The following is a 22,313-nucleotide window of genomic DNA, read 5'->3' as shown; positions in this document are numbered from 1 at the left end:
GCCGCCGCCCGTGACAGGACGGTGAGGGTTGCATTCCCCGATGTTCAGGTGCAGAGCTTGGAACGCTTGGGCAGCTGGGCCCTCAGGAACGCCATCTGGTCGGCCAGGATGTTGCGGTTGGACAGGATCAGGTGCTCGATCCAGCTCGGCCGGTACGGCACCGCCAGCAGCGGCATGCCGGCCTGTTGCGGGGTGCGGTCGCTCTTGCGCGAATTGCAGTGGAAGCAGGCGGTGACTACGTTTTCCCAGGTATCCAGGCCGCCTTTGGACAAGGGCATGACGTGGTCGCGGGTCAGAGTCGGGCGTCCGAACTGCTGTCCACAGTAAAGACAGAGATGGGCATCGCGGGCGAACAGGGCCGGGTTGGTCAGGTTCGGTGTCGGGTCCAATGCACGCGAGCGGGCATGGCCGCGCGCGGCGATGATCGGGTGCAGGTCCATTCCGCTCTGCATGCCACTGCGACGATTGGTCCCACCGTGGATGTGCAGGCAGGGATCGCCGAGGGTCCAGGCGACGGCATCGCGGGCGTAGAGGCAGGCGGCGTCCTGCCAGGTGATCCAATCCAGGACCCGGCCATGACCATCCAGTGAGAGCAACCGGACCGTGCCGGGGCGATGCAGCGTCGTGGCGTTGGGCGATGCTTCGGCGCCCGGAGCAGAAAACGGAGCTCCGGCTTCGATCAGACCCAAGCGTGTAGTGTCTGTCTCCATCGGGAAAACAGCTTATACCTGAATCATTGCGATTTGGGTATCGCCCGGAGGGCGATACCCAAATCGCAATGATTCAGGTCCGCGCATTCTTCCTATTCCCCGCGCCTGTCGGCGCGCCCCCTTTAACAAAAGGGGGCTTTTCTCCAGAGGCATTACGGGTGGTTTCCATCCACGCTTGGTGTGGATCTACCGGGAAATTGTCGAAGGCGGGGTGGGGCCGGTTGCGGGGGCGTGAGCCGCATGGATGCGGCGACCGAGCTTACATGGACGTACTTGCAGCGTCCCCCGCAATTGGACCCACCCCGCCATCCCGCAGGAAACCAGCTGTTGCTGTTGCTCCAGCTGTTGCGGTTGCCGGCCAGCGGCCGGCACTACCGTGGGTGCCGGGTGCCGGGTGCCGGGTGCCGGGTGCCGGCTGCGGCCCGGCTCAGGCGCCGAAGCGTTCGTCGTCCATTGCCATCAGCGGTGCGGCGCCCGCCTGGATGGCGGCGGCGTGGCTGAGGGTGCGCGGCAGCACGCGGGCGAAGTAGAAGCGCGCGGTCTCGCGCTTGCCTTGGGCAAACGCCGCACCGTGTGCGCTGGCATCGGCGGCGGCAACGCTGCGGGCCCACCAGTAGGCCAGCACCACATAACCCGAATAGAACAGGTAGTCGTAGCTCGCTGCGCCCAGTTCGTCCGGATTGGCGGCCGAACGCTGCAGCACGTCCATCGTCAGCTTGCCCCATTCGGCGGCCTTGGCGCGCAGCGGGCCGATGAACTCGGCCAGGCTCTCGTTGCCTTCATTCGCCTTGGCGAACGCCTCGATCTCGGCCAGCATCAGCTTCAGGCCAGCGCCCTGGCTGGACGCGGTCTTGCGGCCGATCAGGTCCAGCGCCTGGATGCCGGTGGTGCCTTCATACAAGGTGGTGATGCGGGCATCGCGGGCCAGCTGTTCCATGCCGTGCTCGCGGATGTAGCCGTGGCCGCCGAAGCACTGCAGGGCGTTGTAGGTGTTCTCGATGCCCCATTCGGTCTGGCAGGCCTTGGAGATCGGGGTCAGGAAGCTCACCAGGGTGTCAGAGCGCTCGCGTTCACCGGCATCTTCCGCATGGTGGGCGACGTCGATCAGGGTGGCCGCATGCAGGGCCAGCAGGCGGCTGCCTTCCACCAGCGACTTGATGGTCAGCAACATGCGGCGCACGTCCGGATGCACCAGGATCGGGTCGGCCGGCTTGTCCGGGAACTTGGCGCCGCTGAGCGAACGCGACTGCAGGCGCTCACGGCTGTACTTCAGCGCGTTCTGGTAGGCGCGCTCGGACAGGCCGATGCCCTGCAGGCCGACACCCAGGCGAGCAGTGTTCATCATGGTGAACATCGCCTGCAGGCCCTTGTGCGGCTGGCCGACCAGGTAGCCCTGGGCGCCATCGAAATTCATCACGCAGGTGACCGAGCCCTTGATGCCCATCTTGTGCTCGATCGAGCCGCAGCGCAGCGCGTTGCGCTCACCGACGTTGCCGTCGCGGTCGACCTTGAACTTCGGGGTGACGAACAGCGAGATGCCCTTGGCGCCCGGGGGAGCATCGGGCAGCTTGGCCAGCACCAGGTGCACGATGTTGCCGGTCAGGTCGTGCTCGCCGGCGGTGATGAAGATCTTGGTGCCGGTGATCGAATAGCTGCCATCGGCGTTCGGCTCGGCCTTGGTCTTGAGCAGGCCCAGGTCGGTGCCGCAATGCGGCTCGGTCAGGCACATGGTGCCGGTCCAGCGGCCCTCGATCAGCGGCTTCAGGAAGGCCTCGTGCTGCCAGGCTTCGCCATGCTGCTTCAGTGCTTCGATGGCGCCGTGCGACAGCAGCGGGAAGTTGCCCCAGGCCAGGTTGGCGGCGTTGATCATTTCATTGAGCGGCACGCCCAGCGTGTGCGGCAGGCCCTGGCCGCCCAGTTCCGGCGATGCGGTCAGGCCGGTCCAGCCGCCGTCGACGAACTGGTCGTAGGCCTGCTTGAAGCCGGGTGGCGTGGTCACTTCGCCGCTGGCCTGGTCGAGCACGCAGCCGATCTCGTCGCCCACGCTGTTGAGCGGGGCCAGCACGCTGGCGCTGAAGCGGCCGGCTTCTTCCAGCACGGCATCGACGACATCGGCGGTGGCGTCGGTGAAGCCAAGACGGGCGAACAGCGGCTCGACCTTCAGCACATCGTGCAGGCCGAAACGAAGGTCGGAAAGCGGGGCGGTGTAGCTGCTCATCGGTGCGTCTCGATTTGATCAGTAACAGGGGGAGCGGCGCGATGCGTCGCGGCGGAAAGCGGAGATCAGCGCAGCACGCCGGGCAGGCCCGGGGCCTGGTTGAGCGTGCTGCGGCTGTTGATATCGAAGGTGCGCTGCTTCTTTTCCTGCGGCGTGGCCGACACCGTGCCCTTCAGGCTGTAGGCGAGGGTGCGGTTGCTGGCCAGTGCGTCGGCGATCACCAGGCGCGCGGCCGGGCTGGGCTTGAAGTTGACGTTGATGACATCGGCAGAGACGCCGCCGATGGAGATACCCGGCTTGGCCGACAGCGGGCCGGCCTCGGTGTCGCCGATGGTCAGGGTCAGTGCGACGTCGTCGAAACTCATCGGCATCGAACTGTAGTTCTGCAGGCGCAGAGCGACAGTCCAGTCACCATTGGCCTGCACGGTCAGCTGCTGCAGGCTCGCGGCCGGTTCCGAAACACGCTTGACGATGCCATCGCCGCAAGCGACCAGGGCCAGGGTGCACAGGACGATCAAGACGGTACGGAAGCGGTGGAACATGGGCGCAGGTCCTCTGAAGGCGGTGCGTGGGATAAGCATACTACGGCGTATGGTGGAAAGGGTCGCCCGCGGCGACCGGCCACAGAGGGTAGCGTGTGAAGATGCACGGGAGGCGTGCGCGATGCTGGATTGCGGACGTTGCGTGCGCCGGTTGGGCGGCGGCTCAGTCGGCGGGCGCGTCGCGCACGGGCGCCATCAGACGCAGCGGCGCCAGGTCGTAGCCCATCGCTTGCGCCTTCGCCTTGAGCTGGTCGAACAGGGCGCGGTCCATCTCCGGCAGGCGCGCGAGGATCCACAGATACCTGCGGCCGGGCTCACCGACCATTGCCCACTGGTAGTCCGGGTCCAGCGCGATCACCCAGTAGTCGGCCCAGACCAGAGGCACCCAGCTCAGCCAGTCGGGAACGAAGCGTACCTGCAGCTGGCCGGGCTGCCCCGCAACGGGCCGCGCCACACCCTCGGCGACAATCCGCTCGCCATCGGCCTTGCGGCAGGCGTTGGTGACGCTGATCCGGCCATCGCGGCGCAGCCCGTAGTTGGCAGTGATCTCGCCCACGCACTGCTTCTGGAACGACACCGGCAGATGTGCGATCTCGTGCCACTGGCCGGCATAGCGATCGATGTCCAGTTCGCTGACCGCGCGCACGGGCTCGGCAGCGAGTGCCGGTGCGGCGAAAAGCAGCAGGCAGGCGAGCAGGGCAGGGTGCAAGCGCATTGGTCGGCTCCGGGCAGGAGTCTGGAGCGTAGGTTGCGAAGCACGCGGAGGTGTGAATGTTTCGTCAACCCTCGTGCCGCATCCGTGCAGGATCGGTGCGGCGCGATCCATGTCGTGCGTGGACGGAACGTCACGGACAAAAAAAGACCTGCATTTCTGCAGGTCTTTGAACATGGTGGCCGAGGACGGAATCGAACCGCCGACACGGGGATTTTCAATCCCCTGCTCTACCAACTGAGCTACTCGGCCATGTAGAAAAAAAAGACCCGCATTTCTGCAGGTCTTCGAAAGTGGTGGCCGAGGACGGAATCGAACCGCCGACACGGGGATTTTCAATCCCCTGCTCTACCAACTGAGCTACTCGGCCACTTGTTTCGTTGCAGCGATGTCGCTGCCGAGGACGCGCATATTACGGACGTAGGACAGGTTCGGCAAGCGTTTTGGAAAAAAACCTTCACATTGGTGTCTGCGGCCAGCGGAAGTACCTGCAAGTGGTTGATCCTGCGTTGAGCCGGCCTGACCGGGAATGCCGGACGCGGAAAACAGCGGCCCGTCGCTGGCGCCAAAGGCGACGGGGCAAGCGATGCAGCGGCGGAGTGGGGAAGGCACCGATGGAACGCTGTTTTCATGGCACCCACGAGGGCAGGGCGCGGCGTACTGTCGCGGTTCCTCTCCCGACGCTGCCCGCAGCAGAGCCATTGGACATGTCCGATTCAACCACCCGCATCGTGCTTGCCTCGCGCCCCCAAGGTGCGCCGGTCGCCGCCAATTTCCTCCTCGAACAGGTGCCGCTGCCGGCATTGGCCCCGGGCCAGGTGCTGCTGCGCAACCGCTACCTGTCGTTGGATCCGTACATGCGCGGACGCATGGACGATGGCCCGTCGTACGCACCGCCGGTGGCAGTGGATGCGGTGATGGAGGGCCAGACCGTGGCCGAGGTGCTGCAGTCGCAGGCGCCCGGCCTGGCGGTGGGCGAGCTGGTGCTGGCCCCCGGTGGCTGGCAGACGCATGCCGTGGTGGCGGGTGATGCGATCAGCCGGCACCTGGATCCGGCCGGGCTGCCGCTGAGCACAGCGTTGGGCGTGTACGGCATGCCGGGGTTCACCGCGTACTCCAGCCTGATCGAAATCGGCAAGCTGCAACCCGGCGAGACCCTGGTGGTGGCCGCTGCCAGTGGACCGGTCGGCGCCACCGTGGCCCAGTTGGCAAAGCTGCAGGGCGCGCGGGTGGTTGCTATCGCCGGCGGTGAGGCCAAGCGTGCCTATCTGGAAACACTGGGCGTGGACGTGGCGCTGGACCATCGCGCCTCTGGTTTTGCCGAACAGCTGAGCGCTGCCGTGCCGGATGGCATCGACGTGTACTTCGAGAACGTGGGTGGGCATGTGCTCGATGCCGTGCTGCCGCTGCTCAATGATTTCGCGCGCATTCCGGTGTGCGGCACCATCGCCACCTACAACGCCCGCGGCGTCGCGCAGCCTGGACCGGACCGGCTGCCAGCGCTGTTCAGCCAGATCCTGCGCCAGCGCCTGACCGTGCGTGGCTTCATCGTGCATGACTTCAAGCATCTGTGGCCGGAATTCGAGCGCGACATGCCGCAGTGGCTGCGCGATGGGCGCATCAAGTACCGCGAAGACGTCGTGCAGGGTCTGGAGAATGCACCCGAAGCCTTCTTCGGCCTGCTGCAGGGGCGCAACTTCGGCAAGCTGGTGGTGAAGCTGGATTGAGCGATCGCTTCATTGAAGGCACCGGAACATTCCGGTGCCTCCCTTCTTCTAACGCACGCCGTTCGTTGGCCTACTGGGCGAAACGCAGCTGATTGGCGGCGCGTATCTGGATCTGGTAGATGTTGAGCGGGTGGCGGTAATTGCCGGGGTGTGATGGCTGCACGCGCTGTTCGCAGGCAGCTGACCGTCACATCACGCAGTCGCCGCTAGCGTGTCTGCGTCACGCTGGCCTGTTGCCGGCGCCGTCGGAGCGATGCATGAGCGAACATGACAAGAAGCCCTCCCACGCACGCGAAGGTGTGCAGGAGAGTCGGCAGGACCGGCAGCAGGATGAAGTGGCCAAGCAGCGTCCCGGCCAGCAGGACCAGAAGGTGCGCGATGCACATTCGCGCGCGCCCATGCGCAAGGACGGCGGGCAGGACCCGGCCTGAGCGGCTGTCAAGCTGACGCCGCGTTGGCGATGACCGCTCAGAACGCCGTTGGGGTAATCTGGTAGGTGCCATCCCGGGTAAAGCCCAAGCGAAGCTTGAGGGTGCCACCGGCAACGATGTCAAAGCTCGCTTCCCGCAGGTGCGCGGTCCTGCTGACCACGCCACATACTCCGCTGCCTGCCGGGCCGGAACCGAAGATGTGGCTGCCGGAGGGGACATGCAGCGTCATCGTCTGACCGTTGTCCACATGAGCCGCGACCTTGCCATCGACATAGAAGGCGACGGGGCACTTTGATCCTGACAGACCGATGTCCCGGGTGACGACCACGGTGCCGGCGCGCGCATCAGGTTGGTTGTAGGCGAAGATCTGATTGGCTGGTACAGGCTTGGCCGCGTCCGCCGAGATGGGGCGGGTGGCCGAGCATCCAGCAAGCAGAAGCGAAACGGCAACAGTTGCAATGATTCCCTTCATGGAATTCTCCGCAGTGATGAGTGATGGTCGACGGCGTGATCGCTATCTTCATCATTATTCTGCGCCCTGCGCAAAACAGAAAGCCCCGGCAGTGCCGGGGCTTTCTGTTTTTCATATGGTGGAGCCAAGGAGGATCGAACTCCTGACCTCGTCATTGCGAACGACGCGCTCTCCCAGCTGAGCTATGGCCCCATGGGGGTGTTGCATCCCGTGGGCAGCGGAGCTGGCGCCACGTGACGACCCTAGCATAGCGCTGGCCGGTGCCGGCTGCAAAGGGGCGGGCCGGACACAGCGGCGCAGGTGCTCTGCGCCGCTGCAGGCCTGGCTCAGGGCAGCAGGGCCGCCGCGCGCTGGATCGCGATGTCGGTCGCCGCCGACACACCATGCAGGTGGATGCAGGCGTGGATCATCCCCGGCAGGCGCTCCAGCGTGCAGTCCACACCCGCTTCCCGGAGGTTGGCGGCGTACTGTTCAGCTTCGTCGCGCAGCGGATCGAACTCACAGCTCAGCACCGTGGCCGCCGGCAGGCCGCGCAGATCGCGGGCGTGCAGGGGCGAAGCCAGCGCCTGTCGGCGGTCACTGTCGCCGAGGTAGGCCTGCCAGCAGCGCTGCATCAGTTCGGCGCTGAGGTAGTAGCCGTCGGCGAACTCGCGGTAGGAGCCGCTGGCCATGGCGGCATCCAGTGCCGGGTACAGCAGCAGTTGATGCGATGGCAACGGCAGTCCCTGATCGCGCAGCAGCAGGCAGCACGCGGCGGCGAGATTGCCGCCGGCGCTGTCGCCGCCGATGACCAGCCGTGCCGGATCAAGACCCAGCGCGGCGGCATGGGCCTGCAGCCACAGCCACGCATCGGCGACGTCGTGCAGCGGCGTCGGGAACGGATGCTCCGGCGCCAGGCGATAGCCGACGGCAGCGACGACATGGCCGCTGGCATTGGCCAGGGCCCGGCAGGGGCCGTCATAGACCGCCAGCGAGCACTGGAACCAACCACCGCCGTGGGCGAACAACAGGGCAGGGCGCAGCTCGGTGCCGTTGGCTGCGGGCGTATACAGGCGCACGACGAGCGCATGGCCGTCGCGTGCGCTGATGACGTGCTCCACGACATGCGATACCGCCTCGGTGGCACCCTGCAGCGTGGGCAGCGCCTGTTCGCTGAGTGCACGCAGTTCCAGCAGATCGTCTGGCAGTGGTTGCGCCGCCACCGCATCCACGAACGATTGCAACGCGGGTTCAAGCGGCATGGTCAGCCTCCTGCAGGAACGGCAGCAGCTGGGCGAGGAAGGCGTGCGGTGCTTCTTCCATGATGAAGTGGCCACACCCCGGCACGACGCTGCCGCGCAGGTCATCGGCGTGCGGCTGCAGGGTCAGCATGGGGGCGTTGCCGGTGGCGTGCTCGGCGCCGATGGCCAGCACCGGCATCGTCAGCCGGCGTTGTGCGCGGAGCTGGTTCTGGCGGATGGTTTCCGGAATCGCGCGGTACCAGGCAAACCCTGCACGCAACGCGCCGGGGCGGCTGTAGGCGGCGATGTAGGTTTCGCTGGCCACCGCGTCGCGCCGGTACGACCAGCGGTCGAACATGAAGTCCAGGTAGGCACGTTCGCGACCGGTGATGAGGGCCTCGGGAAGATCGGCCACCTGGTTGAACATGAAGTGCCACAGGAAGATGTTGTCGGCCGGCGTGGCGAAGATGCCCGGCTCAGGCGCCAACCCGGGAATCACCGCTTCGGTCACGGCCAGGCGCTGCACCGCCTGCGGCTGGTCGCTGGCCAATGCATAGGCGATCCACATGCCGATGTCATGGCCGACCACCTGATAGCGCTCGTGGCCCAGCGCCTGCATGGTCTGGTGCAGTACTGCGGCGGCGCTGCCGGTGTCGTAGCCGTGCGCAGGGCGATCGGATTCGCCGATGCCGGGCGGGTCGACCGCGATCGCTTCGAAGCCGGCCTCGGCCAGGGCATGCAGCACGTGGCGCCAGGCGTACCAGGTCTGCGGCCAGCCGGGAATCAACAGCACCGGTTGACCGCTGCCGGCGGAAACGCAATGCACGCGCTGGCCGTCGATGCGCAGGTAGTGGTGGCGCACGGTGTCGTCGCCGGGGGTACCAGCGGTGGAAAAATTCGTCATGGGGATGTTCCTGTGGGGGCTCAGGCGATGCCGAGCATGTGCTGCAGCTGGGCGCTGCTGATCGGCGCGCCGGCGAAGTCGTCGAAGATCTTGTCGGTGACCGGGATGATGTGGTCGCGGATGAAGGCGGCACCTTCGCGCGCACCGGCTTCCTGGTCCTTCAGGCAGCACTCCCATTCCAGCGTTGCCCAGCCGGCGTAGTCGTACTGCGCCAGCTTGGAGAAGATCGACTTGAAATCGACCTGGCCATCGCCCAGCGAGCGGAAGCGGCCCGCGCGTTCGGTCCAGTCGGCGTAGCCACCGTAGATGCCCTGGCGACCATTGGGACGGAACTCCGCATCCTTGACGTGGAACATGCGGATCAGCGGATGGTAGATGTCCAGGAACTGCAGGTAATCCAGCTGCTGCAGGACGAAGTGGCTGGGATCGAACAGGATGCGGCAGCGCTCGTGCTGGCCCACACGCTCGAAGAAGCGTTCGAAGCTGGTGCCATCGTGCAGGTCTTCGCTGGGATGGATTTCGTAGCAGAGGTTGATGCCGTTGTCCCCGCAGGTATCGAGGATCGGCCGCCAGCGGCGTGCCAGCTCATCGAATGCGGCATCGATCAGGCCCGGCGGACGCTGCGGGAAGGGGAACAGGTAGGGCCAGGCGAATGAGCCGGAGAAGGTGCCCATGTCCTGCAGCCCGAGCCGGCGCGAGGCGCGGGCGGCCAGATGCAGCTGCTGCTGTGCCCATTCGCTGCGTGCCTGCGGGTTGCCGCGCAGTGCTTCCGGTGCAAAACCATCGCACAGCTCATCGTAGGCCGGATGCACCGCCACCAGCTGGCCCAGGATGTGGGTGGTCAGCTCGCTGACCTGCAGGCCGTGCTCGGCCAGGGTGCCACGCAGGTCATCGCAGTAGTCCTGGCTGTCGGCGGCGGTGGCCAGGTCGAACAGGCGCGCTTCCCATGCCGGAATCTGCAGGGCCTTGAAACCATGACCGGCCGCCCAGGCGGCGATGCCGGACAGGCTGTCGAACGGCGCCTGGTCGCCAGCGAACTGCGCCAGATGCAGGCTGGGGCCTTTGAGGGTTTGCATGTGTTGCTCCAATTGTTTGTCGGTCGCCAAAGAATAGGCGCGTGCATCGGGATGGTCAACACCCGCGTTACACTGCGCGCCTCAGAACGGCAGGCAGGCAGATGGCAGGGCGACCGCGCGAATTCGACAGGGACCAGGCATTGCGCAAGGCGATGCTGCTGTTCTGGCAGCACGGCTATGAGGGCACCTCGATGTCGGCCCTGGTCGAAGCGCTTGGCATTGCCTCGGCGCGCATCTACGCCGCGTTCGGCAGCAAGGAGCAGCTGTTCCGCGAAGCGGTGGCGCTGTACGAGGAAGGCGAGGGCGGCTTCGCGCCGCGCGCGCTGGAGCAGGCGTCACTGCGCGATGCGATCGGCAGCATGCTGCGGGATGCCGTGTTGACCTACACTCGTCGCGGTCGTCCGCATGGCTGCCTGGTGGTGTCCTCGGCCAGCAGCGTGTCACCGGATGGCGAGGGCGTGCGCGACTGGCTGGCCGGCCACCGCCGCCAGCGCACGGCAGCGATCATCGCGCGGCTGCAGCAGGCGCAGGCGGCTGGCGAGCTGGCCGCCGATCTGTCGGTGCAGGCGCTGGGCGATCATTTCGCCACGGTGCTGCATGGAATTTCGGTGCAGGCGCGAGACGGCATCAGCCGCGAACGCCTGCTGGCGATGGTCGAGGTTGCGCTGGCGCCGTTACCGCAGCACGGCTGAGGCGGGGACTGTGCCGAAAGCGGCCTGATCCCCCTGCTGCCCAGCGGCGCAACGAAATTGTAACAATTTGGAGGATAATGGCCGCTTGCGCAGTTTTCCTCCTATTTGCCGCCCGGTCAGCGCAGGCCGCACGGACGCCTCCTCAGAGCTTTCGATGCCTTCCCATTCCGATTCCCGCCGTTCGTCGGGCATGTCGTCCTCCTTCGTTTCCTTCCGTCGCCATCCGCTGGCCCTGGCCTGTGCAGGCCTGGCGCTGGCTGCCAGCTTCGGTGCTGCCGCGCAGGACAGTGCACCGACCCCGACCGGGCTGGACACCATCACCGTGACCGCCGAGCACCGCGAGCAGAACCTGCAGGAAGTGCCGGTGTCGGTAGGCGTGGTGCAGGGCGAGCGCATGCGCGACTTCACCGCCGGCGGCGACGACACCCTGCTGGCGCTGTCCGGCCGCGTGCCGAGCCTGTATGCGGAAACCACCACCGGCCGCATCTTCCCGCGCTTCTACATCCGCGGCCTGGGCAACATCGATTTCTACCTCGGTGCCTCGCAGCCGGTGTCGATCATCCAGGACGACGTCGTGCTGGAGCACGTGGTGCTGAAGTCCAACCCGGTCTATGACGTGGACCAGGTGGAAGTGCTGCGCGGTCCGCAGGGCTCGCTGTTCGGCCGCAACACCACCGCCGGCATCGTCAAGTTCGACACCCTCAAGCCGACCCAGGACTACAGCGGTCGCGTCAGCGCCAGCTATGCCTCCTACAACAGCGTGTCGATCGACGGTGGCTTCGGCGGCCCGATCAACGACATCGCATCGTTCCGCGTGTCGGCGCTGTACCAGCACCGCGACGACTACGTCGACAACACCTACACCGGCCCCAGCGCCGATGGCACGGTCAGCCCCAAAAAGAACGCCATGGGCGGCTTCGACGACCGCAACGTGCGTGCGCAGCTGCTGCTGACCCCCAGCGACGAGTTCTCGATCCTTGCTTCGGCCCACGCCCGCGACTACGAAGGCACCTCGACCCTGTTCCTGCGCAACGCACTGACCAAGGGCTCGAACAAGACCGACGTGCCGCGTGACCAGGTCGCCTACGACGAGGCCGACAACAACCCGCAGGCGTACAAGACCTACGGCGGTTCGGTGAAGGCGCGTTATGACTTCGGCGCGATCGACTTCACCTCGATCACCGCTTACGAGACCACTTCCGGCTACAGCCGCGGTGACACCGACGGCGGCGCTGCGGTCAACTTCCCGGTCAATGGCGTGCCGAACGGCTACGGCCAGTCGATGGGTCAGATCCGTGACCTGGACCAGTGGACCCAGGAGTTCCGCCTGGCCAGCCATGACGACAGCGCCCTGCAGTGGCAGGCCGGTGCGTTCTACTTCAACGGCAGCGACACCACCGACTTCTACCAGCGCGCCTGGTTCCTGAAGGGCGCTGCGCGCAACCCGAACAACTGGGTGCGCCTGCGCAACAAGAACACCTCCTGGGCCGGTTTCGGCCAGCTCAGCTACGCCTTCACCGACAAGTTCACCGTCACCGCCGGCCTGCGCCAGACCCGCGATGAGAAGCACACCCGCCTGCTGAAGACGGCCGATACCGCTGCCGGCCTGGTCACCTACAAGGGCCGCACCGACGTCAAGATGACCGACACCACCCCGAGCTGGGATCTGAGCGCGATGTATCAGATCACCCCGGACGTGAGCGTCTATGCGAAGGTCGCCCGCGGCTTCCGTGGCCCGACCATCCAGGGCCGTTCGGCGGTGTTCAATGCCGACTTCACCACCGCCGATTCGGAGACGATCCTGTCGTGGGAAGCGGGCGTGAAGAGCAGCCTGTGGGACAACCGCCTGCGCCTGAACGCCACCGCGTTCACCTACGCCGTCAACGACATCCAGCTCAACGGCAACGATTCGGACGGCAACGGCGTGCTGTTCAACGCAGACAAGGCCAAGGCCTACGGCTTCGAAGCGGACATGGAGCTGCGCCCGATCCAGAACCTGACCCTGAGCGCCGGCCTGAGCCTGCTGCACAGCGAGATCAAGGACAAGCGCGTCTACGCGCAGGTCTGCGGCCTGAACGGCCAGGTGGTGTGCACGGTGAACGATCCGACCATCAAGGTCGGTGCCAACACCTTCGCGCAGATCGATGGCAACCCGCTGCCGAACGCGCCGAAGTACAACATCAACCTGGCAGCGCGTTACGACTTCCCGGTCAGCGACGCGGCCACGATGTTCGTGTCCACCGACTGGAACAAGCAGGGCTACACCAGCTTCGTGCTGTACGACAGCAGGGAGTTCAACTCCAAGGGTGATTTCGAGGGTGGCCTGAAGATCGGCTATTCGGGCAACTACGGTGCCTACGAAGTGGCGCTGTTCGCGCGCAACATCACCAACGAGAAGAACCTCAAGGGTGTGATCGAGAACTACATGGCCGCGGTCTACAACGAACCGCGCACCGTGGGTGTTTCGCTGAACATGAACTGGTAAGCACTACCGGTTGGAGTATCGAAAACGGCGCTCATCGAGCGCCGTTTTTCGTTGTCCGCCAGGTTCCTCAGACTGCGGGCAACAACGCCTGCAACCGCGGCTCCAGTTCCTGCTGGCGCCAGCCGGCCAGTGCAGCCGGCCACTGCTGACGCTCCAGATAGCTTTCCAGATGCTTGCGTGAAGCCAGCACGCCGTCGGCCAGGCCGAGCTCGCGGCTGCGTTCGGCCACCGCATCCTGCAGCTTCTTCAGCAGATGCTTGCTGGCATCGCTGGCCTGCATCGCCAACGGCGCATCGGCTTCGTCGGCCAGCGGCGTGTCCAGCGCCTGCCATACCGCAGCGGCCAGCTTGCGCGGCGCCTTCGGGAACTGTTCGAACAGCTTGCTCACTGCAGCGGCATCGGCTGGCGGGGTGCGTGCCAGGGTGGCGGCCAGTTCGTTGTCCAGGATCCAGCTGCGCGGGCGGTCGCTGGCGCGCGCCTGCACGTCGCGCCAACGCAGCAGGCGCAGCAGGCGGCGCTGCGCGGGCGCGTCCAGGAACTGCGCCGAGCGCATGCCCAGGTGGGGCCAGCGGTCTTCGTCATTTGCCACGCTGGCCAGCAGGCGCTCGCCATCGTCGTGCAGCCACTGCTGGCGCCCCAGCGCTTCCAGCTTGGCGGAGATGGCGTCGTGCATCGCGAACAGATGCTCGACGTCGTCGGCGGCGTACTTCAGCTGGGAGTCCGACAACGGCCTGCGCATCCAGTCAGAGCGGGTTTCGCCCTTTTCCAGTGCCACGCCGGTGATCTCCTGCACCAGCTTCTGGTAGCCCATGCCAGCACCGATGCCAGCCAGCGCGGCGCCGATCTGGGTGTCGAACAACGGACGCGGCAGCACGCCACAGGTCCACTTGAACGCCACCAGGTCTTCGCTTGCGCTGTGCATCACCTTGGTGATGGATTCATCGGCCAGCCACGGCGCCAAGGCCTCGGGCATTCCGGGAATCAACGGGTCGATCAGCAGGATGTCCTGGCCGACGGCCATCTGCACCAGCGCCAGCTGTGGCCAGAAGGTGCGTTCACGGATGAATTCGGTATCCAGGCCGATGCGGGTCGGCCGCTGCTGGCGGTATGTGTCCAGCTCGGCGGGGGTGGTGATCCAGGTTGCCACGTGTCAGGGCCTACTACTCGGGTTTGCTCAGGCAGGGGAGAATAGCCTAACGTCGGTCCGCATCCGTGCCGAAGGAGGCCCTGCTTGCGTTTTCTGCTGTCGCCCGCGCTGTTTACCGCCTTGGCCGTGAGCCTGGCCGGTTGCACGCCGTCGCCCCCTGCGCAGACCGCCGGTGCCACCGCAGCCCAGCCGGCCGATGCCGCACCAGAGGCCGGTCCGGCGCGTGGTACCGGGCGGGGCACGGTGACCATTGCCGGTGACGACGCGGCCGAGGACATCCAGCAGTGGACGCCGCCGCGGGTTGATCGCCAGGGACGTACGCTGGCACAGCTGCGCCGGGCTGCCGACCAGGCATTCGCGCGGGGGCATCTGTATGAAGATGGCGATGCGGCCGTGCCCCTGTGGCTGGCAGTGCAGGAGGAGGAACCCGACGATCGGCAGGCGCGCCTGGGCCTGCAACGCGCGAAACAGAAGCTGCAGCAGCAGGCCGATGCGTTGCTGCAGCAGCCATTGCATCAGCGTGAAGCGCTGGCTGAAGCCGGGCGCCAGGCGCTGGTGCTGCTGACCCTGGCGCCGAAGGACGAGAAGGTGCGCGCGCTGCAGGGGCGGGTCGAGACCGCGCAGCGTGTGGTCGCCTACAACCGCGCGGGCGAAGACGATCTGCGTGCCGACCGTATCGGCGAAGCGGGGGATGGTGCGATTGGCAACTTCCGTGAGGCACTTGCGCTGGACCCGGCGAATCGTCGCGCGCGGCAGGGCCTGGCAGCTGCGGAAAGTGGGCTGATCCGGCGTGCCGAGGATGCCGCGCGTATCCGCGATTTCGCCAGTGCCGGCGCGTGGTTGGCAGAAGCCAGCAAGGTGCGGGACTCGTCACCGACCATCGCCGATGCGTTCGAGCGCATCGAGCAGATCCGTGCAGCGGCACTGGTCCAGCTGCGCGATGGCGGCCTGCATGATCTGACCACCCCGCAGGGGCTGAAGCCTGCGCGCGAGAAGTTGGCCGAAGCGCTGCGCATTGCCTTGCCGGGCGACGCGGTGGTGGCGCAGCTGCGCGAACGCATCGAACTGGCCACCCATTACGGCAGCTTCCGGCCGGGGCAGGTGTTCAGCGATGCGCTGCGTGATGGCGGCCGTGGACCGCAGATGATCGTGGTGCCGCATGGCGGATTCCAGATGGGCGCCAGTGATACCGAACCGGGCGCAACCGACGCAGAGCGGCCATCCCACTATGTGCGTTTCGAGCGAGGGTACGCGATGGCGATCACCGAGATCACCGTGGGTGACTTCGAGCGCTATGTGAAGGCGACCAATGCCCGCCCACGTGCGACCCGGCGTGGACATTCGGTGGTCTATGACGAGCGCAGCGGCAATTTCATCCGTCGCAGCGGCGTGGACTGGCGGTCCGACTATGACGGCGGGCGGGCACTGGGCAATTCGCCGGTGATGCACGTGAGCGTTCGTGATGCCGAGAACTACGCGAACTGGCTGTCCGAACAGACCGGCCGCAGCTACCGCCTGCCCAGCGAGGCCGAGTTCGAGTACGCGATGCGTGCCGGCAGCAGTGGCCGCTACCCGTGGGGCGATGCCGGGCTGCCGCCGGAAGGCAGTGGTAATTACACCGGCAGCAAGGATGTTTCGCCTTCGGGCAGGCATTGGCACAACGCCTTCGTCGGCTATGGCGATGGTTGGTGGGGACCGGCCCCGGTCGCCAGCTTCCAGGCCAACGCCTTCGGGCTGCATGACATGGGCGGCAATCTGAGCGAGTGGGTGGCCGATTGCTGGCATGCCAGCTATCGGCGCGCGCCGGCTGATGGTGTGGCGTGGTTCAACCCGGGCTGCCGTTCACGGGTGATCCGGGGTGGCAACTGGGCCAATGCGCCGGAGCAGACCCGGGCGGCGTGGCGGCAATCGCAGGATTCGGATACCACCAACGCGCGCATCGGCTTCCGACTGGTGCGAGGGATCTGACGGGCACGACTGGATCGGCGCCGGTTTCACCCGCCGCAGGCAGCGCCGCACTAAGATTGCGCCGTACCCGCCGGCCGGCGGGGTCAGCCGGAAGACCAGCCGATGCGCAACGATCCTTTTTCCCGCTCGCCGCAGCAGCGGCGTGGCCTGTTCGGCAACATCCGCTGGTGGGTGCTGCTGCTGGCCGCCGGCTACGCGGCGTTCTACTGGTTCTCCAACCGTGCGGTCGACCCCTATACCGGCGAAAAGGTGCTGATCGACAGCAGCCTGGACGCCAGCCAGGAGAAGGCGCTGGGCCTGCAGGCCTACCAGCAGATCCTGTCGCAGGAGCGCCCTTTGGGCCCGAATGAACAGGTCTCGCGGGATGTCCGGGCGATTGCCGAGCGACTGATCGCCAAAGTGGATGTTGTCGAAACCGCGCTGGCGCAGGAACACGGGCTGCAGCCGGCACACTTCGCACGCGACTTCGAGTGGGAAGTGAACGTGATTCCGTCCGAGCAGGCCAATGCTTTCTGCCTGCCCGGTGGCAAGATGGCGGTCTACACGGGGCTGATCCCGGTGGCGCGCACCCGCGATGCGATGGCGGTGGTGATGGGCCATGAGATCGCCCACGCATTGCTGCGCCATGGTGCACAGCGCATGGCCCAGCAGAAGCTGACCCAGATCGGCCAGGTAGCCGGCGCCGCCAGTGGCATGGATGCGCAGCAGCAACAGATGATGATGTCGGCGATGGGCTATGGGTATCTGTTGCCGTATGCACGCAGCCACGAGACGCAGGCCGATGAAGTGGGCCTGATGCTGGCGGCCGCGGCGTGCTTCGACCCGCGCGAGGCGGTGCCGCTGTGGCAGCGCATGGGCCAGGCCGGTGGTGGCCAGTCGCCGCCGGAGTTCGCCTCGACCCACCCCAATCCGGGTACCCGTATCCAGAACCTGCAGGCGTTGATGCCGAAGGCACTGGAGTATCGGCAGAAGTTCTGCGAGCAGGCAAGGTAAAGGGTGGTTCGGCAGGGCTGCGCCCTGCACCCGCCGAAGCGGTAGTGCCGGCCGCTGGCCGGCAACCTCAACAGCAAAAGCTGGCTTCCTGTGGGATGGCGGGGTGGGTCCGGTTGCGGGGGACGCCGTGAACCCGTCCATGGGGGCTTGGCAGCCGCATCCATGCGGCTGACACCCCCGCAACCGGACCCACCCCGCCTTCGACAGATTTCGCGATCTGTCGGAACGGCATGGCCTGCCCTTGGTGGGTGTCGACCTTGGTCGACACGGTAGATCCACGCCATGCGTGGATGCATTTCGATCAATTGTCGAAATATTCGATCTCGATGGAGATTCATTCACGCATGGCATGGATGTACCAACCGCCACCGGGAAACTCTCGAAGGCGGGGTGGGTCCGGTTGCGGGGGCGTGAGCGCCATGGATGGCGCGACCGAGCTTACATGGACGTACTTGCAGCGTCCCCCGCAACCGGGCCCACCCCGCCATCCCTCAGTAAACCCGCTTCTGCCGTTGCTTCGGCTGCTGCCGTTGCTTCTGCGGGTGCAGGGCGCAGCCCTGCCGAACCCCCCTTACTTGACTGCAGTCACTTGGACGTCGATCACGCCGTCGCCGACCCGGGCCTGCAGTGCGTCACCCGGTTGCACCTGCTCGATCCGGCGCACGAGTGCGCCATCCTCTGCACGGGTCACGATGCTGTAGCCACGCGCGACGGTCGCCAGCGGACTGACCGCTTCCAGCGAACGTGCAAGGCCACGCAGGCGCAGCGCATCACGCTGCAGCAGGCGCTGCAGCGCCGCTTGTGGGCGCCCGCCCAACGCGGCAAGGCGACGTCGCAGCGCCTCCATCTGCCGCTGCGGGTGATGGCCCCGCAACACTGCGGCAGCGTGGCGCAAACGGGCTGCGCGACGCTCCTGCTGCTGGTTGTGCGCCGCATGCAAGCGACGTCCGAGGTCCAGCTGACGACGGCGCAGCAGATCCAGTCGTGCCTGCGGACTCTGTGCGTTCAAGCGCAGCAGGGCGCGATCAGCGCGCTGCATGGCCTGCTGCATGGCGTGGCGTTGCAGCTGCACCATGCGAGCCGCGTTGCGGCGCAGGCGCAGGGCCAGGTCGCGCTGATCGGGTACCAGCAGTTCCGCGGCCACCGATGGCGTAGGCGCGCGCAGGTCAGCAGCGAAATCGCTGAGACTGAAGTCGGTTTCGTGACCCACCGCCGAGACCACCGGCGTGCCGCTGGCGGCGATTGCGCGGGCCAGCGCTTCATCGTTGAACGCCCACAGGTCTTCCAGCGAGCCACCACCACGGGTCAGCAGGATCACGTCATAGCGGCCGCTGGCATCGGCGGCCTGCAGCAGGCGGGTGATCTGCGCGGCAGCGGTTGCGCCCTGCACCAGGGTCGGCAGCAGATCCACTTCCAGCAACGGGAAGCGGCGGCCGAGCACGCTCAGCACATCGCGCACGGCGGCACCGGTGGGCGAGGTGATCACCGCCAGGCGCTGCACGTGGGCCGGCATCTGCCGCTTGCGGGCTGGGTCGAACAGTCCCTCGGCTTCCAGCCGCGCCTTCAGTTCCTCGAACGCGCGACGCAGCGCGCCTTCGCCGGCTTCCTCCATGTGGTCCAGCACCATCTGGTACTCGCCACGGGCGTCGTACAGGGTCACCTTGCCGCGCACCAGCACGCGCATGCCCTCGCGCGGAACGAACTTCAGGTACTGCGCCTTCATCCTGAACATCGCAGCGCGCAACTGTGCACGCGCGTCCTTCAGGGTGAAATACAGATGGCCGGACGCCGGCCGCGCCACGCTGCCCAGTTCGGCTTCCACCCAGATCGCCGGGAAGCTGCCTTCCAGCAGGTCGCGCGCCAGGGTGTTGAGCTGGCTGGGGGTGAAGACGTCGTTGTTGCGTGGCTGCATGGTGACGGCGTGGGGCAGATGGAGCAGGGGGCTCAGGATCGCACGTCAGCGCTGGCCGTGCTGGGCCAGTGCCCATTGCACGTGTTCGCGGACTACGGGTGAAGCAGCCTCGGCGCGCGTCTGCAGCGCCGACAGCGTCTCAGCCGTGGTTGGCGCATTGCCCAGTGCCACGGCGATGTTGCGCAGCCAGCGCTCATGGCCACTGCGGCGGATCGGGCTGCCTTCGGTACGGCGCAGGAATTCAGCTTCGTCCCAGGCGAACAACTGGTCCAGGCGTGCGGTGTCCAGGTTGTTGCGGGCGCGGAAGTCAGCTTCGTCGGTGCGCTTGGCGAACTTGTTCCAGGGGCAGACCAGCTGGCAGTCGTCGCAGCCATAGATGCGGTTGCCGATCAGCGGTCGCATCTCCACTGGAATCGCACCGTCATGCTCGATGGTCAGGTAGGAGATGCAGCGGCGCGCATCCAGCCGCTGCGGGGCGGTGATGGCCTGGGTCGGGCAGACGTCGATGCAGCGCGTACAGGTGCCGCAGTGCGCGCTGGCCGGCGTGTCGATCGGCAGCGGCAGGTCGATGTAGATCTCGCCGATGAAGAACCACGAGCCGCCGTGGCGGTCGATCAGGCAGGTGTGCTTGCCGATCCAGCCCAGCCCCGCGTTGCGTGCCAGCGCGCGTTCCAGCACTGGCGCCGAATCGACGAAGACGCGGTAGCCCAGCGGCGCCACTTCATCGTTGATCTGCGTGGCCAGCTTCTGCAGGCGGTTGCGCATCAGCTTGTGGTAATCGCGGCCTAGCGCGTAGCGGGCGACGTAGGCGCGCCCCGGATCGGCCAGGGTCGCCCACGCTTCGGTGTCGTCCCTGTGGCTGTAGTCCATGCCCACCGAGATCACCCGCACGGTGCCGGGAAGCAGTTCTGCCGGGCGCGCCCGCAGGGTGCCGTGGCGTGCCATCCAGTCCATCGTGCCGTACAGGCCCTGGCCCAGCCAGTCGGCCAGGTGCGCCTCGTCCTCGCCCAGTTCGATGCCGGCGATACCGCAGCGCTGGAAGCCATGCGCGCGCGCCAGATCGCGGATGCGCTGTACGGCCAGGGCCGGATCGAGGGGGGCAGGGACGGGGGACATGTGCACCAGTATAAAATCCCCGCATGGCCAACCTCGCCGATCTGTTCGATTCCCGTGCCGCACGCACACTCGATGCCCAGGCCTCCGCGCTGGATGGCGATGGTGGCTGGGGCCTGATGGCCCAGGCGGGCCAGGCGGCCTGGCAGAGCCTGCTGCAGCACTGGCCGCAGGCGCGGCGGATCGGCGTGGTGGTTGGCAGCGGCAACAATGGCGGCGATGGCTATGTGCTGGCCTGTCATGCGCTGCAGGCCGGGCGGCAGGTGCAGCTGATCGCGCTGCCGGGCAGCCCACCTTCCACGGCGTTGGCGCAGCGCGCCGCAGCGGATTTCAGGTCCGCGGGCGGCACCGTCACTGATTCCAACGGCGAACTGGCCCAGGCCGATATATGGGTCGATGCCCTGTTCGGCCTTGGCTTCTCCAAGGCACCAGAGGGCGCGGCACTGGCCTTGATCGAGGCGCTGAACGCGCAGCAGGCGCCGGTGTTGGCGTTGGACGTACCCAGCGGTGTCGACGCCGACCATGGCTGCGTGCCGGGCGCAGCCGTACGCGCGGCCCTGACAGTGCAGTTCATCGTCGCCCACCGCGGCCTGTACACCGGCGATGCACTGGAATACACCGGGCGCAGGCACCTGGCACCACTGGCGCTGGCCGATGCGGCCTGGCAGGGTGTCGTCGCTGCTGCAGAGTGCTGGACGCAGTCGCGCCTGCCTGATCTGCTGCCGCCGCGCCGTGCCAACAGCCACAAGGGTGAATCCGGCCACGTGCTGTGCGTGGGCGGCAACCATGGCAGCGGCGGTGCCATCGCGATGGCCGCCGAAGCTGCGCTGCGCGCTGGCGCGGGCCTGCTGAGCATCGGCACCCGCCGCGACCATGTCGGCCCGCTGCTGGCGAGGTTGCCTGAAGCGATGACGCACGCGCTGGAAGATGGCTCAGCGCTGCCGGCGTTGCTGGCAAAAGCCAGGGTGGTGGCGATCGGCCCGGGCCTGGGCCAGGACGAATGGGCGCGCGCGCTGTATGCGCGTGTGCTGCAGTCAGGCCTGCCGCTTGTGATCGACGCCGATGCGTTGAACCTGCTGGCGCAGGATGCACATGCGCTGCCCGATGCGATCCTGACCCCGCACCCCGGCGAAGCCGCGCGCCTGCTGGAAACCACCACGGCGGCAGTCCAGGCTGATCGCTATGCCAGCGCGCAGGCGCTGGCCGAGCGCTATCACGCGGTGGTGGTGCTGAAAGGGGCAGGCAGCATCGTCGCCGCGCCCGGCCATGCACCGCGACTGATTGCGGCCGGCAACCCGGGAATGGCGGTGGGTGGCATGGGCGACCTGTTGACCGGCATCATCGCCAGCCTGCGCGCGCAGGGCCTGCCTGCGTTCGATGCGGCGGCAGGCGGTGCGCTGCTGCATGCCCTGGCCGGCGATGTCGCCGCCGCCGACGGTGCCCGCGGCCTGCTTCCCACTGATCTGCTGGCGCCCCTGCGGCGGCTGGCCAACCCGGAACGTTCCCGATGACCGAATTCTTCCTTGCTGACAGCAACGCCACCGAACTGCTGGGGCAATGGCTGGCAGCCACCCGTCCGCCGCAGGCGCTGGTCGAGCTGCGCGGTGATCTTGGCGCCGGCAAATCGACCACGGCGCGCGCGCTGTTGCGAGCGCTGGGCGTGCAGGGGGCGATCCGCAGCCCCACCTATACCCTGGTCGAGCGCTATCCGTTGTCCAGTGGCGGCGAGGCCTGGCACATGGACCTGTATCGCATCGGCCAGGCCGGCGAGCTGGATTTCCTCGGGCTGGACGAGGGCAGTGCCGTGCTGTGGCTGGTCGAATGGCCGGAGCGCGGTGCCGGTGCGCTGCCGCCAACCGATCTGGTGGTCGCACTGGAGATTGAAGGTCAGGGGCGTCGCGTGCGTCTCACTGGCATCAGCGACACGGGACGTGAATGGCTGCAGCGGCTTCCCGAAGGTGGCGACTTGCAGGCCCTTTCTGTCGGCTGAC

Annotated in this window: 19 protein-coding genes and 3 tRNA genes; 8 read left to right on the top strand and 14 right to left on the bottom strand. The window is 66.8% G+C overall.

Annotated elements, in window-relative coordinates; translation table 11 throughout:
• Positions 1 to 44: 44 nt before the first annotated feature.
• From CR918_RS12470 to CR918_RS12440, 6 genes are all read right to left on the bottom strand, one after another.
• Positions 45 to 710, bottom strand: a complete 666-nt coding sequence (locus tag CR918_RS12470) for an HNH endonuclease (protein WP_025876340.1) — start codon at positions 708 to 710, stop codon at positions 45 to 47.
• Positions 711 to 1,137: 427 nt separating this feature from the next.
• Positions 1,138 to 2,928, bottom strand: a complete 1,791-nt coding sequence (locus CR918_RS12460) for an acyl-CoA dehydrogenase C-terminal domain-containing protein (protein ID WP_099843136.1) — start codon at positions 2,926 to 2,928, stop codon at positions 1,138 to 1,140.
• Between the two features lie 65 nt (positions 2,929 to 2,993).
• Positions 2,994 to 3,470 (bottom strand): LEA/WHy family protein, encoded by a 477-nt coding sequence (locus CR918_RS12455; protein ID WP_099843134.1) that lies wholly within the window; start codon positions 3,468 to 3,470, stop codon positions 2,994 to 2,996.
• A 163-nt stretch (positions 3,471 to 3,633) separates the two neighbouring features.
• Positions 3,634 to 4,185, bottom strand: a complete 552-nt coding sequence (locus CR918_RS12450) for a lipocalin family protein (protein WP_088101752.1) — start codon at positions 4,183 to 4,185, stop codon at positions 3,634 to 3,636.
• Between the two features lie 173 nt (positions 4,186 to 4,358).
• Positions 4,359 to 4,434, bottom strand: a tRNA-Phe gene (locus CR918_RS12445).
• A 42-nt stretch (positions 4,435 to 4,476) separates the two neighbouring features.
• A tRNA-Phe gene (locus CR918_RS12440) sits at positions 4,477 to 4,552 on the bottom strand.
• A gap of 337 nt (positions 4,553 to 4,889) precedes the next feature.
• On the opposite strand from CR918_RS12440, the gene CR918_RS12435 reads away from it, so the two are divergent.
• Together CR918_RS12435 and CR918_RS21170 are read left to right on the top strand one after the other, a co-directional pair.
• Positions 4,890 to 5,909, top strand: a complete 1,020-nt coding sequence (locus tag CR918_RS12435) for an NADP-dependent oxidoreductase (protein WP_099843130.1) — start codon at positions 4,890 to 4,892, stop codon at positions 5,907 to 5,909.
• A 257-nt stretch (positions 5,910 to 6,166) separates the two neighbouring features.
• Entirely contained in the window at positions 6,167 to 6,340 is a 174-nt protein-coding gene (locus CR918_RS21170; protein WP_165780408.1) for a hypothetical protein, read from the top strand.
• 37 nt (positions 6,341 to 6,377) lie between these two features.
• Here CR918_RS21170 and CR918_RS12430 read toward each other — a convergent pair whose 3' ends face one another.
• The 5 genes from CR918_RS12430 to CR918_RS12410 form a co-directional block, all read right to left on the bottom strand.
• Complete coding sequence (locus CR918_RS12430) at positions 6,378 to 6,812, bottom strand: hypothetical protein (RefSeq protein WP_099784872.1); 435 nt, start codon at positions 6,810 to 6,812, stop codon at positions 6,378 to 6,380.
• A gap of 116 nt (positions 6,813 to 6,928) precedes the next feature.
• A tRNA-Ala gene (locus CR918_RS12425) sits at positions 6,929 to 7,004 on the bottom strand.
• Between the two features lie 134 nt (positions 7,005 to 7,138).
• A complete protein-coding gene (locus tag CR918_RS12420; protein WP_099843128.1) occupies positions 7,139 to 8,053 on the bottom strand; it encodes an alpha/beta hydrolase in 915 nt (304 codons plus the stop codon).
• Positions 8,043 to 8,936 carry an alpha/beta fold hydrolase gene (locus CR918_RS12415; RefSeq protein ID WP_099843126.1) on the bottom strand — a complete coding sequence of 298 codons (894 nt, stop codon included), beginning with the start codon at positions 8,934 to 8,936 and terminating at the stop codon, positions 8,043 to 8,045. Before CR918_RS12415 ends, CR918_RS12420 begins: the two co-directional genes overlap by 11 nt.
• Before the next feature lie 20 nt (positions 8,937 to 8,956).
• A complete protein-coding gene (locus CR918_RS12410) occupies positions 8,957 to 10,012 on the bottom strand; it encodes a sugar phosphate isomerase/epimerase family protein (protein ID WP_099843124.1) in 1,056 nt (351 codons plus the stop codon).
• Between the two features lie 101 nt (positions 10,013 to 10,113).
• On the opposite strand from CR918_RS12410, the gene CR918_RS12405 reads away from it, so the two are divergent.
• Complete coding sequence (locus tag CR918_RS12405) at positions 10,114 to 10,704, top strand: TetR/AcrR family transcriptional regulator (RefSeq protein WP_059064683.1); 591 nt, start codon at positions 10,114 to 10,116, stop codon at positions 10,702 to 10,704.
• 154 nt (positions 10,705 to 10,858) lie between these two features.
• Complete coding sequence (locus CR918_RS12400; protein ID WP_099843122.1) at positions 10,859 to 13,189, top strand: TonB-dependent receptor; 2,331 nt, start codon at positions 10,859 to 10,861, stop codon at positions 13,187 to 13,189.
• Positions 13,190 to 13,256: 67 nt separating this feature from the next.
• Here CR918_RS12400 and rnd read toward each other — a convergent pair whose 3' ends face one another.
• The gene (rnd, locus tag CR918_RS12395; RefSeq protein ID WP_099843120.1) at positions 13,257 to 14,336 is read right to left on the bottom strand and encodes a ribonuclease D; all 1,080 of its coding nucleotides are present in this window, start codon (positions 14,334 to 14,336) and stop codon (positions 13,257 to 13,259) included.
• Positions 14,337 to 14,420: 84 nt separating this feature from the next.
• On the opposite strand from rnd, the gene CR918_RS12390 reads away from it, so the two are divergent.
• Complete coding sequence (locus tag CR918_RS12390; RefSeq protein WP_099843118.1) at positions 14,421 to 16,304, top strand: formylglycine-generating enzyme family protein; 1,884 nt, start codon at positions 14,421 to 14,423, stop codon at positions 16,302 to 16,304.
• A 102-nt stretch (positions 16,305 to 16,406) separates the two neighbouring features.
• On the top strand, positions 16,407 to 17,297 hold the full coding sequence (locus CR918_RS12385; protein WP_025876363.1) for a M48 family metallopeptidase: 891 nt from the start codon (positions 16,407 to 16,409) through the stop codon (positions 17,295 to 17,297).
• Positions 17,298 to 17,868: 571 nt separating this feature from the next.
• Here the strand turns inward: CR918_RS12385 and xseA are convergent.
• Both xseA and queG read right to left on the bottom strand, forming a co-directional pair.
• Positions 17,869 to 19,209, bottom strand: a complete 1,341-nt coding sequence (gene xseA / locus CR918_RS12375; RefSeq protein WP_059064680.1) for an exodeoxyribonuclease VII large subunit — start codon at positions 19,207 to 19,209, stop codon at positions 17,869 to 17,871.
• Between the two features lie 45 nt (positions 19,210 to 19,254).
• Positions 19,255 to 20,325, bottom strand: a complete 1,071-nt coding sequence (gene queG / locus CR918_RS12370) for a tRNA epoxyqueuosine(34) reductase QueG (protein ID WP_059064679.1) — start codon at positions 20,323 to 20,325, stop codon at positions 19,255 to 19,257.
• Between the two features lie 23 nt (positions 20,326 to 20,348).
• Here queG and CR918_RS12365 point away from each other — a divergent pair, with 23 nt between their 5' ends.
• Together CR918_RS12365 and tsaE are read left to right on the top strand one after the other, a co-directional pair.
• Positions 20,349 to 21,833: an NAD(P)H-hydrate dehydratase gene (locus CR918_RS12365; RefSeq protein ID WP_099843116.1), complete on the top strand. Its 1,485-nt coding sequence runs from the start codon at positions 20,349 to 20,351 to the stop codon at positions 21,831 to 21,833.
• Positions 21,830 to 22,312, top strand: coding sequence for a tRNA (adenosine(37)-N6)-threonylcarbamoyltransferase complex ATPase subunit type 1 TsaE (gene tsaE, locus CR918_RS12360; RefSeq protein ID WP_025876369.1), 483 nt, complete (start codon positions 21,830 to 21,832; stop codon positions 22,310 to 22,312). The genes CR918_RS12365 and tsaE overlap by 4 nt, the downstream gene beginning before the upstream one ends.
• The last annotated feature ends 1 nt before the right edge of the window (position 22,313 follow it).

This window comes from Stenotrophomonas indicatrix (genome assembly GCF_002750975.1).
Taxonomy (GTDB): domain Bacteria; phylum Pseudomonadota; class Gammaproteobacteria; order Xanthomonadales; family Xanthomonadaceae; genus Stenotrophomonas; species Stenotrophomonas indicatrix.
Note: the sequence above shows the minus strand (reverse complement) of the source record. Positions and strands in the feature narration are given on the sequence as shown.

Bases quoted from the DNA above. Each gene is read 5' to 3' on its own strand.
- CR918_RS12450 (WP_088101752.1), bottom strand. From the start codon at position 4,185: ATGCGCTTGCACCCTGCCCTGCTCGCCTGCCTGCTGCTTTTCGCCGCA.
- queG (WP_059064679.1), bottom strand. From the start codon at position 20,325: ATGTCCCCCGTCCCTGCCCCCCTCGATCCGGCCCTGGCCGTACAGCGC.
- CR918_RS12460 (WP_099843136.1), bottom strand. From the start codon at position 2,928: ATGAGCAGCTACACCGCCCCGCTTTCCGACCTTCGTTTCGGCCTGCAC.
- CR918_RS12405 (WP_059064683.1), top strand. From the start codon at position 10,114: ATGGCAGGGCGACCGCGCGAATTCGACAGGGACCAGGCATTGCGCAAG.
- tsaE (WP_025876369.1), top strand. From the start codon at position 21,830: ATGACCGAATTCTTCCTTGCTGACAGCAACGCCACCGAACTGCTGGGG.
- CR918_RS12430 (WP_099784872.1), bottom strand. From the start codon at position 6,812: ATGAAGGGAATCATTGCAACTGTTGCCGTTTCGCTTCTGCTTGCTGGA.
- CR918_RS12420 (WP_099843128.1), bottom strand. From the start codon at position 8,053: ATGCCGCTTGAACCCGCGTTGCAATCGTTCGTGGATGCGGTGGCGGCG.
- CR918_RS21170 (WP_165780408.1), top strand. From the start codon at position 6,167: ATGAGCGAACATGACAAGAAGCCCTCCCACGCACGCGAAGGTGTGCAG.
- CR918_RS12385 (WP_025876363.1), top strand. From the start codon at position 16,407: ATGCGCAACGATCCTTTTTCCCGCTCGCCGCAGCAGCGGCGTGGCCTG.
- CR918_RS12415 (WP_099843126.1), bottom strand. From the start codon at position 8,936: ATGACGAATTTTTCCACCGCTGGTACCCCCGGCGACGACACCGTGCGC.
- CR918_RS12400 (WP_099843122.1), top strand. From the start codon at position 10,859: ATGCCTTCCCATTCCGATTCCCGCCGTTCGTCGGGCATGTCGTCCTCC.
- CR918_RS12455 (WP_099843134.1), bottom strand. From the start codon at position 3,470: ATGTTCCACCGCTTCCGTACCGTCTTGATCGTCCTGTGCACCCTGGCC.
- xseA (WP_059064680.1), bottom strand. From the start codon at position 19,209: ATGCAGCCACGCAACAACGACGTCTTCACCCCCAGCCAGCTCAACACC.
- CR918_RS12470 (WP_025876340.1), bottom strand. From the start codon at position 710: ATGGAGACAGACACTACACGCTTGGGTCTGATCGAAGCCGGAGCTCCG.
- CR918_RS12410 (WP_099843124.1), bottom strand. From the start codon at position 10,012: ATGCAAACCCTCAAAGGCCCCAGCCTGCATCTGGCGCAGTTCGCTGGC.
- CR918_RS12365 (WP_099843116.1), top strand. From the start codon at position 20,349: ATGGCCAACCTCGCCGATCTGTTCGATTCCCGTGCCGCACGCACACTC.
- CR918_RS12435 (WP_099843130.1), top strand. From the start codon at position 4,890: ATGTCCGATTCAACCACCCGCATCGTGCTTGCCTCGCGCCCCCAAGGT.